The sequence below is a fragment of the Ancylobacter sp. FA202 genome, from assembly GCF_000380205.1.
Lineage (GTDB): Bacteria > Pseudomonadota > Alphaproteobacteria > Rhizobiales > Xanthobacteraceae > Ancylobacter.
Genome location: NZ_KB904818.1, coordinates 4,617,131 through 4,633,047, shown reverse-complemented (window position 1 = coordinate 4,633,047; position 15,917 = coordinate 4,617,131). Strand labels below are relative to the sequence as shown.

The window sequence follows — 15,917 nt, the reverse complement described above, 5'->3', positions numbered from 1 at the left end:
AACCGCCCCGGTTTCACCGGAGGCCATTTGGTTTAAGTCACGCCGCCATTTGCTGCTCACCGAGCATGACGTAGTAGCGCTCCTCGGCTTCGGCCGGCGGGATGTTGCCGATAGGCTCCAGGAGCCGGCGATGGTTGAACCAGTCGACCCAGGTCAGCGTGGCGAACTCGACGGCCTCGAAGGATCGCCAAGGCCCCCCACGATGGATGACCTCGGCCTTGTAGAGGCCGTTGATCGTCTCGGCGAGTGCGTTGTCATAGCTGTCACCGACGCTGCCGACGGAGGGCTCGATGCCGGCCTCAGCCAGCCGTTCGGTGTAGCGAATGCTCACATATTGCGAACCGCGGTCGCTATGGTGCACCAGGCCGCCGCGATGGGCGGGCCGTCGCTCGTGAAGGGCCTGCTCCAGGGCATCAAGCACGAAGCTGGCATGCGCGGTCCGGCTCACCCTCCAGCCGACGATGCGGCGAGCATAGGCGTCGATCACAAAGGCGACGTAGACGAAGCCCGCCCAGGTGCTGACATAGGTGAAGTCCGAGAGCCAGAGCCGGTTAGGCGCCGGCGCATGGAACACCCGGTTCACACGGTCGAGCGGGCACGGTGCCGACTTGTCCGAGATGGTCGTGCGGACCGGCTTGCCGCGGATCACACCAGCGAGGCCCATGCCCTGCATCAGCCGTTCGACGGTGCAACGGGCAACGTCAAACCCTTCGCGCATCATCTGTCGCCAGACCTTGCGCGCTCCATAGACCTCGAAGTTCTCGGCGAACACGCGCTCGATCTCGGGCCGCAAGGCCGCGTCCCGTAGCGCCCGTGCCGAGCACTTCGACGGATCAAGCCGCCGGGCGACATGCGCATGATAGGTCGATGGGGCGATCGGCAGGACCTTGCAGATCGGCTCGACCCCATACGCACCGCGATGATCATCGATGAACGCGATCATGTCTTCGACCGGCGGTCGAGCTCCGCCATGGCGAAATATGCAGATGCCTTGCGCAGGATCTCGTTCGCCTGCCGCAGCTCGCGGTTCTCGCGCTCAAGGGCCTTCAGCTTCGCAGACATATCCGTCGTCACCCCGGCCCGCTTACCGGCGTCGACCTCAGCCTTCTTCAGCCACTCGTTCAGTGAGTGTGCCGAGCAGCCAATCTTCGCCGCTATCGACACAATCGCCTGCCAGCGCGACGGATGCTCAGCCTCATGATCCAGCACCATCCGCACCGCGCGAGCGCGCACCTCAGGCGAGAACTTGTTCGTCGTCTTGCTCGTCATAGCCCCATCCTCTCAGGAGTTGGGGTCTCCGGCAAAGCCGGGGCGGTTCAGAGCCCGGCCCGTCGAGATCGATGGCCGCCGCTATGCGATCATGCAGTGGATGGGCCGCAGCAAGCAGTTCATCGAGAAGTGGAAACGAGCGAGAGGCTATGTTTTCCTTGAGTGCGAAACTCACATTTTCTTCCTCGCAGGTGACGAGCTGGCGCGGAGCGTAACCGGCGGCATTCCACTCAAAAGGGGCGAATACGCGCTCAGTCGATGGAGTCGGGAAGACTTCATCCACTCTGTTCAGTGGACAGGTGCCGCGTGAAGGAAGGCAAAGCACGGGTCGAGTTGGGCGACGGGCTCGTGCAATATATGGCCGCCGCCGATGATACCACGCGCGAGCTGCAGGCAGCCGAAAGCCCCTTGTTGAAAGCGCTGCTGCAGTACGACGCCTATTTTCGGCGCGACCTGTGGGAGCACGTATCGCCGACGCCGGCCTTCGCCCTCGTCCTCTTCCTCAACGCCTATCAGATGTTTCTCGCCGCGGCGCGCATGGCATTAAGCGGGCATCCGGCAGAGGTTTTTCCACTTTTGCGGACCGCCCTCGAATCCGCAAGCTATGGTTACCTCATGGAGCAGCAGCCCGCCCTCTCCGAGGTCTGGGTCAACCGACACCGCAGCGAGGCCGATAAGAAGGCTTGCCGCAACGCCTTCACCTTCGATAAGGCGATCAAGGGTTTTGCCCATAAGGCTCCGGATATCGATAGGCTCGCCAAAGAGGCCTACGAGGGCGCGATCGACTACGGCGCGCACCCCAATCTGAAGGGCGTTTTCGGCCATGTTTCGATCAACGAAGATCGACCGGACGGCATGGTGGCCGTCACCCACACCAGCCTATACGGCTCAGGTCACCACGAGACGATCCGCGGCATCTGCGCCTGTCTCGACTTCGGCTTTGCCATCATCGGTATCATTGCGCTGTCCGGCCCGTCCGCAATCGGGAAGCTGCACGACCAGCTGCAGGCGTTGAACGACGCCAAGGAAGGGGCGATCGCCGCCCATCAGGCTGCGCCATAGTTCGTCCGCTGTTCCTGAATCGACCGCCCTCTCCGGCAGGCGAATGCAGTAGAAGAAAGGATGACACTACGTTGATATATAAGAGCCGACCGAATCTTGATGCAGATCGGCATCGGCACCAAGCCGAAAATTTCGGGCGCCCAACCACACATATACGAACATCGGCTTTAAGGTTCATAAATTGGCTCGGCGAACGATTGAGGTGGCGGCGCAAAGCCGCCATTCGAACGGGCATGCTGAGATGGCCACTTCGGGTCCAGCAAGTACTGCGTATTGCAGGTCATAGATCGGCTGTTGGGCATCGGTCGCCGTCGCGTCAGTCTTGGGAATGACCAGACGCTCACATTCACGCACTCAATACCCTGCATATCAATTTGCGCCGGGACGATTGCCCGACAATCTCTACACCTACGCGGAGACGCCGCTACCCCGCCGCCGGACGCGAACTTCCCCAACTCCCGCCCCGATGACCGTCACCGACGACTGGCCGGAATACATTCCGGTGACAGAGGCGGAGATTGCTGTCTTCGAGGCCTGGTTCGGGGATATTCTGGAGGAGCTGATCGAAGGGGAATGACCGCCTGACACGAAAGGCTCTGCCATGACCGCTCCGCTGCGTGCCGCCTTGTACCTGCGCGTCTCCACAGCCCGGCAGGCCGAGCACGATGTCTCGATCCCCGATCAGCGCCGGCAGGGGGAAGCCTATTGCCAGGCGCGCGGCTATCAGCTGGTCGAGACCTATGTCGAGCCGGGAGCGTCAGCCACCAATGATCGCCGGCCGGAGTTCCAGCGGATGATCGAAGCGGGCACGCTGAAGCCGGCGCCGTTCGATGTCGTCGTGGTGCACAGCTTCTCGCGCTTCTTCCGCGATCACTTCGAGCTGGAGTTCTATGTCAGGAAGCTCGCTCGAAACGGCGTGCGGCTGGTGTCGATCACCCAGGAGATGGGCGACGATCCGATGCACGTCATGATGCGGCAGATCATGGCGCTGTTCGACGAGTACCAGTCAAAGGAGAACGCCAAGCACGTCCTGCGGGCGCAGAAGGAGAATGCACGGCAGGGCTTCTGGAACGGTGCTCGCCCGCCGATCGGTTATCGCGTGGTCGAGGCCGAGCAGCGCGGTGCCAAGGTGAAGAAGAAGCTGGAGATCGATCCGCTTCACGCCGACACCGTGCGGCTGATCTTCGATTTGGCCCTGAATGGCAACGGTCGCTCCGGTCCGATGGGCGTGAAGGCGATCGTCAGCCACCTCAATCGGAACCGGATCTACACTCGCGAGGGCGGACGCTGGGGTATCGGCCAGCTTCACCGGGTGCTGACCCGCCGGACCTATGTGGGCGAGCACCAGTTCAACAGCCGCTCAAAGAGCAAGCAGAAGAAGCCGGAGAGCGAGGTAGTGGTGGTCGCCGTGCCGCCCCTCATCGACGCCAAGGTCTTCGACGCCGTGCAGGAGCAGCTTCAGGCCCGTAATCCGAAGATCGTCCCCCCGCGCGTGGTGAGCGGCCCGACCCTCCTAACCGGCATCTGCTACTGCGCGCAGTGCGGCGGGGCCATGACCATCCGCACCGGCAAGAGCGGGCGCTATCGCTACTATGCCTGCTCGATCAAGGCACGGCAGGGCGAGACCGGCTGCGCCGGGAGGGCCATCCCGATGGAGACGCTCGACACCCTTGTGGCGACCCATATCGAGCAGCGTCTTCTCCAGCCCGAGAGGCTGCAGGAAATCCTCGCCTCCATGCTCACCCACCGCCAGGAGCGCCTTGAGCGGCGGCGCGAGCATATTGCCGAACTCAGCAAGCGCGGGACAGAGGCCGACCAGAGGCTGCGTCGGCTCTACGACGCCATCGAATCAGGCGTGGCCGACATTACCGATCCGGCGCTGAAAGAACGAATTGACGGCCTGAAGGCGATCCGCGACCAGGCGCAGGCCGATGCAGCTCGCGCGCAAACCTCTCTCGCGACCTCGGGCGAAGACGCCGTCACGCCCGCCATGGTCGCGCGCTTCGCCGATATCGCCCGCAAGCGCATGCGTATCGAAGGCGGCGGCTACCGGCGTGATCATCTGCGCGCCCTGGCTCAGCGCGTGGAGGTCGGAGCGAAGGAAGTCCGCATCATCGGATCGAAAGGAGACCTGCTCCGAACGCTGGCTGCCGTCTCAGGAGGGAAATCGGCTACGCTCGGCGTGCCCAGTTTTGGACTGAAATGGCGGAAGGGGTGGGATTCGAACCCACGGTGGGCTTGCACCCACGGCGGTTTTCAAGACCGCTGCCTTAAACCACTCGGCCACCCTTCCATCTAGCAATATCAACGACTTAGTCGATGCTGCCGGCGATCCAATTCCGGGACTTGGCACCGGATTGGCACCGGACGTTCTCATTCTGTCCCGATGAGAGCCGCATCCATGATGGAGGCTGCCCTGTCATCCGTCTTGAAGAGGTGCCCATAGACTCCGAGCGTGATCGCGGGCGAGCCATGCCCTAGTCGGCGGCTGATAGTCAAGACGTCGAGCCCCGATGCGATGAGCGTGCTGGCGTGGGTGTGCCGGAGGGAATGGAATGTGGCCCTGAGGCTCGCCTTGCCCATGAGGGTGGACCACTCCTTGGTGAGGGCGTTCGGCGATCGAGGCGAGCCGTCATGCTCGCAGAAAACAAGGGATTCGGGCGGCGCCTTGCCGAGGCCGAGCATCAACCGCTGTTCCTGCTGGGCTTTCCAATGGGCGCGCAAGGCCGTGACGAGCGAAGCAGGTAGCGTAATGGTGCGCCGGCCGTGCCGCGTCTTCGGAGCCTTGAACAGGAGCCCTCCCCGCTTCGTCTGTTCCAGCGACCTTTCCACGCGCAAGACCGCGCCGTCGAGGTCTACGTCCTGCCAGCGAAGCGCGAGGATCTCTGAGCGACGCATGCCGGTACCAAGCGCAGTTATGGCAACGGAGTAGATCGGCCGGCCCTGCACGGAGGAGAGGACCTTCTTCAGCGCCGCCGGAGTCAGGATGTCGATCTCCTTGCCGACAACGGTCGGCGCGTCGATGAGCCCCGCCACGTTCTGCTGCACCACGCCCCACTGAGCGGCGTGCTTGAGCATCCGATGCAACACCCGATGAACGTGTAAACGTGTCCTGTCCGCGAGCCCGGCCTTGGCCAGCTTGGCCTGGATCGACTGCACGTCGGCCGCCCTCACCTTCTGGAGCGCCAGCTTGCCGATATGCGGCACGACGTGGCGCCGTAGGATTTGCTCATAGCGCTGATACGTCTTGTTCGAGGTGTTCGTCGCTGCCCAGTCTTGCAGCCATCGCGCGATAAATTCGGCTACCGTCTCCCGGCTGTGGTCGACGTAGCTGCCGGTGACGCTGGAGGCGATGATCTTTGCCGCCTCCGCCTGGGCGTGCGCCTTGGTGCCGTTGATCGTGTGGTAGCGCGTGAGCCGCTTGCCGGTGTCCGGATCAACGCCAAGCTCAAATTTGAGGCGCCATGAAGACTTGCCACGGCGGGTAAGATTACCCTTCATTGTTTCCTCCCGGCTGGGGAGGTAGGCGCTGTATAATGGCCTCCGCCACGCGTTCGGAAAGGATATCAATAAAATTCTTGTTTGTGTGCGTTATACTGTTCGCCAACTCAATGGTGTTATTTAATTCAGTTACATCTACATTAGGCGGAGCCCATAGCGTATTTCCGCCTACTGTAACTGATATGTATCCGTACCTCTTTAGTGCTTCTTCAATATTCGTTTGGATTATGGCGTTCGCCATTTCGATTACACCATGTCCATCCATGGTATACTGAATTCGCAAATCGCGAAATTTTACGTTGCCGCCGAGACGCTCAAGCTCCTTGGAAAACTGGCTGAACTGCAGAAGGTGGTCCTCTATAACGGCACTCACTGAGCGCCCTAGTTCGGTGGCCTCTTCGCTCAACTCTGCATCGAGTGAATCGCTGATGCGAAAGGTCCTGCTCTTGGTGAGAGGGTCGCCTTTGCGATGCGTCGGGCGCCCCCCTTTGCTGCGTTTGCTGCCCTCATCCGTCATCTAGCACTCCTCCGGATAGTTTGTCTGGTGTTATCTCATACAAACCGTTGACGCAATGATCCGGTGCGTGCCATACGAGTTTGTAAGATGATATTTAGTACAAACATGGAGGATGAGCGATGCCGGACGATCTTAGTGTTCTGACCGATCGCCTGACGGTGGATGTCGTTACGGCCGCCCGGGTCTTGGGAATTGGACGGAACGCGGCCTATGAAGCTGTAAAGGTAGGGGAAATTCCGAGCTTGAAGATTGGGGGCCGCATCGTGGTTCCGACCGCCCCGCTTCGGAAGATGCTCGGGATTGAGCCCAAGAACGAAACGGTCGCAGTCGGGCGCTGATCGGCATTCTCATGTCTACGGCTGACGACCCGCCAGGGCAGTCGCGGTTTGGTCGCCTTTGGGAGGCTTGGTGTGATGCCGTAATGGCGTCTCCGAGTATTCCTCATGGCGCGAAGAGTGTCGCCTATATAATCGGAAGATGTGTGGATAATAAAACCGGCACGTGCTGGCCTTCTCAGGCCACCATAGCCGACAGATGCAATATGTCTGTCGACAACGTGCAGCGGTCGGTTCGGCGCCTTGCTGAGGCAGGATTCCTCGATGTGAGCAAGAAAAGGTTCGGAGGATCGAACCGCATGACGCTCCGATTTCCGGCCTCGGGCCGACCACATCCCAATTCCGCTCCAGAGGCCGGAATTGGTGTCCTCAATTCCGCTCCAGAGGCCGGAATTGGTGTTCTCAATTCCGCTCCAGAGGCCGGGTCAATTCCGCTCTCTGGGCCGGGTCAATTCCGCTCTCTCGGTCGGGCTAACTCTCTTAAGAACTCTCAATTGAACTCTTCCCCCTCCGTGCCCCCCGCGCACGAGGACAGTGCATCCCGGGAAGAAATTGAGGGGGCGCCTGTCAAACGCACAGGCGAGCCCCACAGGGAGTTCCTAAAGCGGAAGCTGGCGCACGAACATAAGCGGCGGGAAGCCGGCCAGTTGCTCGACGACATTCTCCGCCATATGAGGCCTCTCCACCGTCGATAGAGCAGTAGGGCTTGGCGATTAGAAAGTTGTGGACAGTACTGTATACGTCTGCGTGCGAGTGTTGAGATGTCCTCATCTGTCCCGTCCCGTCAGATGACGCGAATGACAACCATTCGTTTCCATGGACTGTTGGCGACATCGTTGTCCGCCAACTATGAGCCCCACCATGGCTAACCGTGAAGCTGCCATCCAGACCCGTCGGGGGCGGCCGCGCCGCGCGACGAACCTCACTATCCTGCCTCCGCTGATGCGGGTTCTCTTCACCGAGGGCGAGAACCTTGTGCTCCTGGCGGTGGTGCGCTGCCTGTCGGGCAAGTGGATTGGGTCGGTAGCGCGCCGCCGGCTCATGATGGAATCGGGCCGCTCGTTGGCCACCGTCGAGAAGACCATGCGCCACGCTCGCAAGGTTGGCTTGATCCGCGAGTGGGATGATCCACAGCGCGGCTACCTCACCGAGATCATCTCGACCGAATGGCGCGCCTGGCTTGCCGGGCAGCCCGAGTTCGCCGGAGCGAGCCGTCGCGGCTAGCTGTCCCCGGCCGGGGGTGGTTGCCGACTTACGCCCTAGGGGCCGGGACCGTCTGGGGTGGATCGCGCGAGATAGAGCCGAAATAGGCTTTTTGATCAGTCGTTTAGATTGAGATCGAGGGTTTTTTGCAGTGTTCGCGACGGTCAAAAACTGGTTCGGCATGACGACCAAGAGCCTGTCGGCGCCCGATGCGGAGCTGCAGGCGCTATTCGGCGCGCTGCCCTCCGGCCTGTCGGTCGGCGCGGCGCAGGCCCTGACCGTGCCGGCCGTGGCCTCGGCGATCCGCCTGCTGTCGGAAGCGACCGCCTGTCTCGACCTGAAGGTGGTGCGCCGCGTCGGTGACGCGGACGCCGTGGCATCCGACCATCCCGTGGCGCAGCTGCTCGCGGACCGCCCGAACGACTGGACGTGCAGCTATGAGTTCGTCCGCGACATGGTGGCGGCGGCGCTCATCAGCGACAAGGGTTCGCTCGCCCTGGCGAACAAGGTCGATGGGCGCGTGATCGAGCTGGTGCGCTATGAGCCGGCGCACTTCACCGTCGACTATTCCGGCGACGGTCGCCTCGAGCCGCGCTATCGCATCAACAATGTCCCGGTGTCGGCGGACGACGTGGTGCACCTGCGTTCGCCCTTCGCGCGGTGCCCGCTCTCCCTCGCCGCCGACGCGATCGGCGTGGCAAAGGCGCTGGAGGAGCACGCCGGCCGGCTGTTCAAGAACGGTGCTCGCCCTTCCGGTGTCCTTTCCCTCGCCGAGCGCGTCACGCCGGATGTCCTGAAGCGCATTCGCGAGTCGTGGCATCTCACGCACGGCAACGGCAAGTCCGGCGGCACCGCTATCGTCGAAGGCGGGGCGACCTATGCCCAGCTCACCATGCTCTCAACGGATGGGCAGTTCCTCGAGAACCGCACCTTCCAGATCGTGGAGATCGCCCGCGCCTTCCGTGTGCCGCCGAGCATGCTCTACGAGCTGGATCGCGCCACCTGGTCCAACTCCGAACAGATGGGCAAGGAGTTCCTGACCTACTCGTTGGAGCCTTGGCTGCGCGCTTTTGAGGGCGCCTTGCGCCGCGCGCTGTTCACGGCGGAGGAGCGGCGCGAATACCGCGTGGCCTTCGACCGCGACGACCTCACCCGCGCCAGCCTGACCGAGCGCGCCACGGCCATCAACTCGCTGATCGCCGCCCGCGTGCTCAACCCCAATGAGGGCCGCGACTGGCTCGACCTGCCGCCGCGCGCGGGTGGCGAGGAATATGCCAATCCCAACACCGGCTCCAGCCAGCCCGGCGGCGGCCCTGCCGAGGATGCTGCCTGATGGAGCACGCTTTCATCGAGACCAAGATACTCGCCGACGACGCCGGGCTTATCTCCGGCCTGGCGTGGAAGTTCGGCGCGCCCGATCGCGTCGGCGACATGATCGAGCCCGGCGCCTTCAAGGGCCTCAAGCTGCCGCTGCCGATGCTGTTCGGCCACAACCTGAACGATCCCGTCGGCGTGTGGACCGAAGCGCAGGAAACCGGCGCCGGCCTCGCCCTCAAGGGACACATGCTGATCGACGACATGCCGCGCGCCCGCGAGGTACGCGCCCTGGTGAAGGCCGGCGCGGTCGGTGGGCTCTCTATCGGCTTCGTCACCCGCAAGGCCGTGGCGCGCTCCGGCGGCGGCCGCACGATCACGGCGCTCGACCTCTTCGAGGTGTCGCTCGTCACGGCGCCCATGCACCCCGGCGCCCGCATCACCGGCGCCAAGTCTGCGGCGGATGCCTTTCGGCTCGCCGAATCCATCCGCCGCGCTCACGCGGCCATCAAAGGAACCTGAACGATGAAGCACACCGGCCTCAACACGCTGGCCCTCGGCGCCGTGGTCCTGAAGGGCGAGAATGACGATCCGAACGAGATCGTCACCAAGGCGCTTGGCGATCTCACCAAGACTGTCAACGATGGCCAGAAGACGCTCGGCGATCGCATCGCCGTGCTCGAGGGCAAGGGTGCCAAGCCGGACGACAAGAAGGACGACCCGGCCGCGAAGCTGGTCGAGCGCCTGGACAAGATCGAGGCGAAGATCAACCGCCCCGGCGGCGGCACGGAAACCAAGGGCGAGGCGAGCGTCGAGCAGAAGGCGTTCGGCGCCTATCTCCGCCATGGCGACCGCGCCCCCGATGCCGAGCTGAAGGTGCTGACCGTCTCCAGCGACACGCAGGGCGGCTATCTCGCGCCGACCGAGATGTCGGCCGAGTTCATCCGCGACATCACCGAGTTCTCGCCTATCCGCACGCTGGCCACGGTGCGCACCACGGTCGCCCCGGCCGTGAGCTACCCCAAGCGCACCGGCATCACCAATGCCAAGTGGAAGGGCGAGACGCAGGCGCAGGAGGGCAGCGAGCCGAGCTTCGGTCAGGTCGAGATCCCGATCCGCGAGGTGAACACCTATGTCGATGTGTCCAACCAGCTGCTCGCCGACAGCGGCGGTACGGCCGAGGCGGAGATCAATCTCGCCCTCGCCGAGGACTTCGGCCAGAAGGAAGGCCTCGCCTTCGTCTCCGGCAATGGCATCCTCGAGCCGGAAGGCCTGCTGACCGGAGCCGGCATCGCCGAGACGCTGAACGGCCATGCGACGAACCTCTCGGCCGACCAGCTGATCGCCCTGATGTACGCGCTGCCGGCGTCCTACCGCTCGCGCGGTTCCTGGCTGATGAATGGCGGCACCCTCGCCAAGCTGCGCACCATGAAGGACGGTCAGGGCAACTATCTCTGGCAGCCGAGCTATCAGGCCGGCCAGCCGGAGATGATCCTCGGCCGCCCGGTGGTGGAAGCGATCGACATGCCCGACGTGGCGGCGAGCGCCTATCCCGTCCTGTTCGGCGACTTCGCGACCGCTTACCGGATCGTCGACCGCTTGGCGCTGTCCATCCTCGTCAACCCGTACCTGCGCGCCACCGAGGGCATCACCCGCATTCATGCCACCCGCCGCACCGGCGCCGGCGTCGTGCAGGCCCGCGCGCTCCGCAAGCTCAAGATGGCGGCCTGACGGTCGCCAATCCCTTTCACGCGCTCCCCGGAGGAACATCCCATGCGCGACATCATCTCGAATATCGCCGTCGTCGAGGCCGTCCCGCCGGCCGCTTATGCGGCGGACAACACCCCGGCGGCCATCGACCGCAAGGGGTTCGATTCCGCCATGCTGGCGATCCATGTCGGCGTCGGCGGCATCACTTTCAGCGGCGCGAACAAGATCGAGTTCAAGCTGACGCACAGCGATGACGATGCGACCTATGCCGCCGTCACCATCGACGACGTGCAGGGCGTCGCCAGTGTCGGCGCCGGCGGCATCGTCCGCTCGCTTATCGCCGCCCACGCTGCGCCCACGATCACCCGCGTCGGTTATGTCGGCAACAAGCGGTACCTGAAGTTGCTGGCGGACTTCTCCGGCACGCACGGCACCGCCACGCCGCTTTCCGCCACCGTCATCCAGGGCCACGCCCGCGACCGTCCGGTGGCGTGAATCCTTGGGCGCCGTTCTCTGAGGGCATGTAGCGGCCTGCCCAACAACGGAAACCCCGCCTCTCCGGCGCCCGGCTCGCAGGAGCTTCAGATGGGAGGCAAGGCGGGGAAGGTCGCGAGCACCAACCGGGCATCAGTGCCGGCCAAGGGCTCGCGGGCGGGCGCAGCGAGAGGCTGCGTCCGCCCACTCTCAGGAGAGCCAAAATGCTTATCGTGATTACGCCTGCCGCCGGCCGCGATCTTACTACGCTTCCGGCAGTGACCGCTGAGCTCGGCATGGAGATCGGCGCTCAGCATGAGGCATATCTTCGCTCCCTCATCACCCACATAAGCCGGGCGATCGAGAGCTGGTGCGGGCGCAGCCTTGCCTGCGAGGGCGTGCGCGAGACGTTCCATCTGACGACACCGTCCGCTGCGCTGATCCTGGCGCGCTTCCCAATCGCGGTGATTGTCTCAGTCACCACAGAGGCCGGCGCGCTGGAGCCTTCACTGTATGAGGTCGATCCCGGCGCCGGCACGCTCTACCGCCTCACCACGTCCGGCGCCCGGTTCGCCTGGTCGCCTGGTCGCGTCGTGGTCGATTATAGCGCCGGGTTTATTCTGCCGGATGCCGAGGGGCGTGGCCTTCCCGAAGACATCGAGCGCGCGGCCATCCTCGCGGTGCGCAACGCCTTCCTGACGCGCGGCCGGGACCAGACGGTGCGCAGCGAGGATGTCGAGGGTATCGCCTCATCCACCTATGGCCTGCCTTCGGCGCTTCCCGCCGACGTCACCGACCTCCTGGCGCCGTACCGGCTGCCGGGCTTCGCGTGAGGTGTTTATGCCGGTTCGCGCACCACGTATCTGCGGCTGCGGCCATCGTGTCGCCTCCAGCGAGCGCTGCCCCTGCGAGGCCAAGCGCAAGGCTCAATACGACCAGCGCCGGCCGTCCGCGCGGGAGCGTGGCTATGACACCGAATACCAGCGCCTCGCCTCCGCGTTTCTTAAAGAGCACCGGCGCTGCACTTGTGGCCAGCCGGCCGTTCTCGTGCGCCACAAGATCAGCATCCGCCTGCGGCCGGATCTGCGCATGTCGCAATCGAACTGGCTGCCGGGCTGCAGGGCCTGCAATGCGAAGGACGTCCAGCGGGAGCAGCGGACGAAGACCGGGGCGGTGTCGCCGCCATGGGAGAGGTAATCTTCATGCGCGGTGCCAAGCCCTTCGCCATCGCTCCCGGCTCCTCACCGGTGCGTGAGCCGCTCGATCCCCCGGACTGGCTCTCGGAAGACGCGCGGGCCGAGTGGAACCGCGTGGCGCCGATCCTNATCGAGGAACGCCGCACCCTTACCGTGACCGACATCGCGACGCTGGTGAACTATTGCGTTGCGGTAGGNCGGGCGGCCGAGGCGGAACGGATCATCNNCGCCGANGGCATGATCTACNAGAGCAAGACCGGGCCNAAAAAGCACCCGGCCGTNGCAATCTCCTCCGATGCCCAGACNCAGGCTCGCNTGCTNGCTGGNGAGCTGGGGCTGACNCCGGTCAGTCGCTCTCGGCCGGCGGCGCGNGGNGGTGAGGGGAATTCCGGCCAGTCCAGCCTNTTCGACNTGGACTTCTGACCATGGCGCGCTCGACTTATCCNGAATGGATCTTCGACGGCAGCGNAATCCCCGACCCGATGNGGTACGGNGCGCGCGCGGTGCGCTGGCTGGCCATGCTNCGCCANCCCAAGAGCACCTTGCCNGGGCGGCCGTTCAAGCTNGACCCGTGGCAAGAGCGNATCGTGCGCCGNATCTANGGNCCNCGCCATGAAGACGGCACGCGCATCGTCAAGACNGTNGTGCTGCTGCTNCCGCGNGGNAACCGCAAGACCGCGCTCGCNGCNGCNCTNGCNNTGCTGCACACGATCGGGCCGGAGCGGGTGCCNGGCGGCGAGGTGATCTCGGCNGCTGCNGACNGNAAGCAGGCGAGGCTCGCCTTTGCNGAGGCGCTNGGCATNGTNCGNACNGTGCCGGCNGNGGCTTCNAACACNCGCGTCGTCGACTATCGNAACCGNCTCACCTTCCCGCGTGACGGNTCGTTCTATGAGGCGATCTCGGCCGATGCNGGCACCCAGCACGGNCGNACGCCNGCNTTNGTGCTCGCCGACGAGCTGCANGCCTGGCCNAAGCGCGAGCTATGGGACGTNNTGCGCTCCGGCCTCGTGAANCAGAAGGGTTCGCTCCTCGTCGTCGCCACCACGGCNGGCCGNGGNCANGANAACGTCGCNTGGGANATCGTNGANGANGCCCGCCGCGTNGCNCGNGGNGAGGTCGANGATCCCTCGATCCTNCCGATCATGTTCGAGGCGGACCGNGATTGCGATTGGACCGACGANNNNGTCTGGCACCGGGTGAACCCNGGCCTCGCCTATGGCTACCCGGACCTTGAAGGCCTNCGCCANCTCGCCCGCGAGGGNCAGCGNCGNATCGGCGACCGCGAGGCCTTCCGCCAGCTCAACCTCAANATCTGGCTCGANCACTCCGCCGACCCGTTCGTCGANATGGACNTNTACGACGCNGGNGNCGAGCCGGTGGANCTCGANGCGCTNGAGGGCNTGCCCTGCTGGCTNGGNGTCGANCTCTCCAGCAATCACGACCTCACCGCCGTCGTCGCCGCCTGGCGCAACGAGGCCGGCGGCTACATCGTCCATCCCTGGTTCTTCTGTCCGGAAGACAATCTGCGCGCCCGCGCCGACCGCGACGGCGTGCCCTATCCGACCTGGGCCGAGCAGGGCTTCATTATCGCGACGCCCGGCAACGTCGTCGACTTCCGCACCGTGGAAGACACGATCCGCGACCTGTGCGCTCGCTTCAACGTGCAGGAGATCGCCTTCGATCCGCACCTCGCGCGCAACGTCATGAACAACCTGCTCGACGATGGCCTGCCGGCCGTGGAGATGCGGCAGGGCTGGGTGACGATGGCGCCGGCCGTCAAGGAATTGGAGCGCGCCGTTGTCGGCCGCCAGATGGCCCATGGTGGCCACCCGGTGCTGCGCTGGTGCTTCGATAACATAGCCGTCCACACCGACAGCGCCGGCAACCGCATGTTCCACAAGGGTAAGAGCCGCGACCGGATCGACGGCGCCGTGGCATGCGCCATGGCCATTGCCCGAGCGAGCGCAGAGGGCGGGGCGAGCATCTACGAAAGCGACGAGTGGTCGCCCGAACTCATGGTGATGTAGATGGCGTCCCGCTCCATGCGATCCATCGTTGAGGCCATCGTGGCGCGAGACCTGGCGCCAGCCACGCAGAAGCGGATGGTGGCGGACTTCGCGCGGCAGCGGCTCGCTGATGGCGTGCAAGCCAACCGGCAGGCCACCGGGCGCGAACCGACCTATGAGCAGATCGTTGATGGCCACACCGGCGCGTCGCTCGAAAGCGTCAACCTGCCGGGCCGGATCATCTTTCGCTTCGACGGCGGACTCGGTCGGGTGTTCGAGTGGATCGGTGACATGCTGGTGCAGCACTCACCCTTCGTGACCGGCGAATATCAGCGCTCGCACAGGTTTTATGCCGGCGGGCGGGAGATCGAGCCCGGCGGGAAGGTGCCGCCGGCCGATGAATATGTGTTCCTGTCGGTCGCGCCCTACGCGCGCCGGCTGGAGAAGCACTATGGGCCGGCCGGCATCTATGAGGCCGTTGCAGCCCTTGCCAATGCGCGGTTTCGCGACGTCGCTTCCGTCAAGTTCACATTTCGGACGCCGCAGGAGTTTGGCCTGCATCCGCCCGTTTCGTCGGGGCGCTCCCGTGCCCGCGCTCGTGAGCGAGCCGCCCGCGTTCCCGCCATCGTCATCGCAGGAGATCGCTCATGGTAGCGCTTCGGGAAGTTCGAGAGATTGATATCAAGGCGACCGTCAACGGCGTTGATCAGGCTACGGATAAGCTTGATGGCCTCGCCAGAGCGGATGATGCCGTCGTGGCAGCTGGTGAGCGCCTCGAGCGCTCCACCGCCAGCGTGGGCCGCTCGCTGGAGCGCTGGAACCGGACGCTCGATACTGGTTATACCGCCAGCAAGCATCTGGAGAAGGCAACGCGCGACCTGGCCGCCGCGCGGGCGGACGGCCTCATAACAGTGGAGCGGCAGAACCAGTTGCTCTCCATGGCGCATGCCCGGTATGGCGGCGTCTCCGATCAGATCAAGGGGGTGAACGACAACACCAAGCTCGCCACTCATGAGGTCGGCCTCATGGGTGCGCAGTTCATGGACCTGGGCGCCCAGATTGCCGGCGGCGGCGGTCTGTTCCTGCCGATCATCCAGCAGGGCGGGCAACTCGCTGGCCAGCTTGGCGACAGGGGCCTCAAGGGGGCCTTGGGTGCGCTCGGCGCCGGCCTGATGGCCTTCGTCACCAACCCGCTCAATCTCGCCGTACTGGGCCTCGCCAGCGCCGGGGCGGCGGCTACGTGGTTCTTCTCGACGGTTGGCGATGGCGCCAAGTCAACCGAGGACGTGTTCAAGGCACATGAGGACATCATCGGCCGGATCGGCGACCG

At 64.4% G+C, this 15,917-nt stretch carries 17 protein-coding genes, 1 tRNA gene, 1 pseudogene and 1 other annotated feature; of the genes and pseudogenes, 15 read left to right on the top strand and 4 right to left on the bottom strand.

Going from position 1 to position 15,917, the window contains the following annotated elements; translation table 11 throughout:
• Nucleotides 1-37: 37 nt before the first annotated feature.
• Nucleotides 38-1,269 (bottom strand): IS3 family transposase gene (locus tag A3M1_RS0121620; protein ID WP_085930248.1). Its coding sequence is split into 2 segments (ribosomal slippage): nt 38-972 and nt 972-1,269, totalling 1,233 coding nucleotides; the frame shifts between segments, so codons are not numbered across the junction.
• Nucleotides 869-985 (bottom strand) — a sequence feature (AL1L pseudoknot). Its footprint overlaps the gene before it by 117 nt.
• A 306-nt stretch (nt 1,270-1,575) precedes the next feature.
• On the opposite strand from A3M1_RS0121620, the gene A3M1_RS0121605 reads away from it, so the two are divergent.
• Nucleotides 1,576-2,331 carry a hypothetical protein gene (locus A3M1_RS0121605; protein ID WP_018391069.1) on the top strand — a complete coding sequence of 252 codons (756 nt, stop codon included), beginning with the start codon at nt 1,576-1,578 and terminating at the stop codon, nt 2,329-2,331.
• 601 nt (nt 2,332-2,932) lie between these two features.
• A pseudogene (locus A3M1_RS26085) lies at nt 2,933-4,564 on the top strand (recombinase family protein); the annotation flags it as partial.
• Here the strand turns inward: A3M1_RS26085 and A3M1_RS0121580 are convergent.
• The 3 genes from A3M1_RS0121580 to A3M1_RS26795 form a co-directional block, all read right to left on the bottom strand.
• Nucleotides 4,535-4,624: transfer RNA gene (locus tag A3M1_RS0121580), tRNA-Ser, on the bottom strand. The pseudogene A3M1_RS26085 and the gene A3M1_RS0121580 sit on opposite strands and share 30 nt — an antisense overlap.
• Nucleotides 4,625-4,704: 80 nt before the next feature.
• Nucleotides 4,705-5,832 (bottom strand): tyrosine-type recombinase/integrase, encoded by a 1,128-nt coding sequence (locus A3M1_RS0121575; RefSeq protein ID WP_018391067.1) that lies wholly within the window; start codon nt 5,830-5,832, stop codon nt 4,705-4,707.
• Complete coding sequence (locus A3M1_RS26795) at nt 5,822-6,349, bottom strand: hypothetical protein (RefSeq protein WP_198291149.1); 528 nt, start codon at nt 6,347-6,349, stop codon at nt 5,822-5,824. The genes A3M1_RS0121575 and A3M1_RS26795 overlap by 11 nt, the downstream gene beginning before the upstream one ends.
• Before the next feature lie 119 nt (nt 6,350-6,468).
• On the opposite strand from A3M1_RS26795, the gene A3M1_RS0121565 reads away from it, so the two are divergent.
• The 13 genes from A3M1_RS0121565 to A3M1_RS25220 form a co-directional block, all read left to right on the top strand.
• Nucleotides 6,469-6,687, top strand: a complete 219-nt coding sequence (locus A3M1_RS0121565; RefSeq protein ID WP_018391065.1) for a helix-turn-helix domain-containing protein — start codon at nt 6,469-6,471, stop codon at nt 6,685-6,687.
• Nucleotides 6,688-6,698: 11 nt separating this feature from the next.
• The gene (locus tag A3M1_RS27235; protein WP_081620322.1) at nt 6,699-7,379 is read left to right on the top strand and encodes a helix-turn-helix domain-containing protein; all 681 of its coding nucleotides are present in this window, start codon (nt 6,699-6,701) and stop codon (nt 7,377-7,379) included.
• Nucleotides 7,380-7,545: 166 nt separating this feature from the next.
• On the top strand, nt 7,546-7,908 hold the full coding sequence (locus A3M1_RS0121560; RefSeq protein ID WP_245261808.1) for a hypothetical protein: 363 nt from the start codon (nt 7,546-7,548) through the stop codon (nt 7,906-7,908).
• A gap of 130 nt (nt 7,909-8,038) precedes the next feature.
• A complete protein-coding gene (locus tag A3M1_RS0121555) occupies nt 8,039-9,220 on the top strand; it encodes a phage portal protein (protein ID WP_018391063.1) in 1,182 nt (393 codons plus the stop codon).
• Complete coding sequence (locus A3M1_RS0121550; protein WP_018391062.1) at nt 9,220-9,723, top strand: HK97 family phage prohead protease; 504 nt, start codon at nt 9,220-9,222, stop codon at nt 9,721-9,723. Before A3M1_RS0121555 ends, A3M1_RS0121550 begins: the two co-directional genes overlap by 1 nt.
• Nucleotides 9,724-9,726: 3 nt before the next feature.
• Nucleotides 9,727-10,932 (top strand): phage major capsid protein, encoded by a 1,206-nt coding sequence (locus A3M1_RS0121545; RefSeq protein WP_018391061.1) that lies wholly within the window; start codon nt 9,727-9,729, stop codon nt 10,930-10,932.
• 42 nt (nt 10,933-10,974) lie between these two features.
• Nucleotides 10,975-11,406, top strand: a complete 432-nt coding sequence (locus A3M1_RS0121540; RefSeq protein WP_018389748.1) for a hypothetical protein — start codon at nt 10,975-10,977, stop codon at nt 11,404-11,406.
• A gap of 203 nt (nt 11,407-11,609) precedes the next feature.
• Entirely contained in the window at nt 11,610-12,218 is a 609-nt protein-coding gene (locus tag A3M1_RS0121535) for a hypothetical protein (protein WP_018389747.1), read from the top strand.
• 7 nt (nt 12,219-12,225) lie between these two features.
• On the top strand, nt 12,226-12,582 hold the full coding sequence (locus tag A3M1_RS0121530) for a hypothetical protein (RefSeq protein ID WP_018389746.1): 357 nt from the start codon (nt 12,226-12,228) through the stop codon (nt 12,580-12,582).
• Entirely contained in the window at nt 12,570-13,004 is a 435-nt protein-coding gene (locus A3M1_RS0121525; RefSeq protein WP_026221440.1) for a phage terminase small subunit P27 family, read from the top strand. The genes A3M1_RS0121530 and A3M1_RS0121525 overlap by 13 nt, the downstream gene beginning before the upstream one ends.
• A gap of 2 nt (nt 13,005-13,006) precedes the next feature.
• Complete coding sequence (locus A3M1_RS0121520) at nt 13,007-14,608, top strand: terminase large subunit (protein ID WP_018391059.1); 1,602 nt, start codon at nt 13,007-13,009, stop codon at nt 14,606-14,608.
• Nucleotides 14,609-14,623: 15 nt separating this feature from the next.
• Complete coding sequence (locus tag A3M1_RS0121515; protein WP_198291135.1) at nt 14,624-15,241, top strand: hypothetical protein; 618 nt, start codon at nt 14,624-14,626, stop codon at nt 15,239-15,241.
• The coding region (locus tag A3M1_RS25220) for a phage tail length tape measure family protein (protein WP_039784409.1) at nt 15,235-15,917 on the top strand (683 nt) is incomplete at its 3' end. The genes A3M1_RS0121515 and A3M1_RS25220, both read left to right, overlap by 7 nt.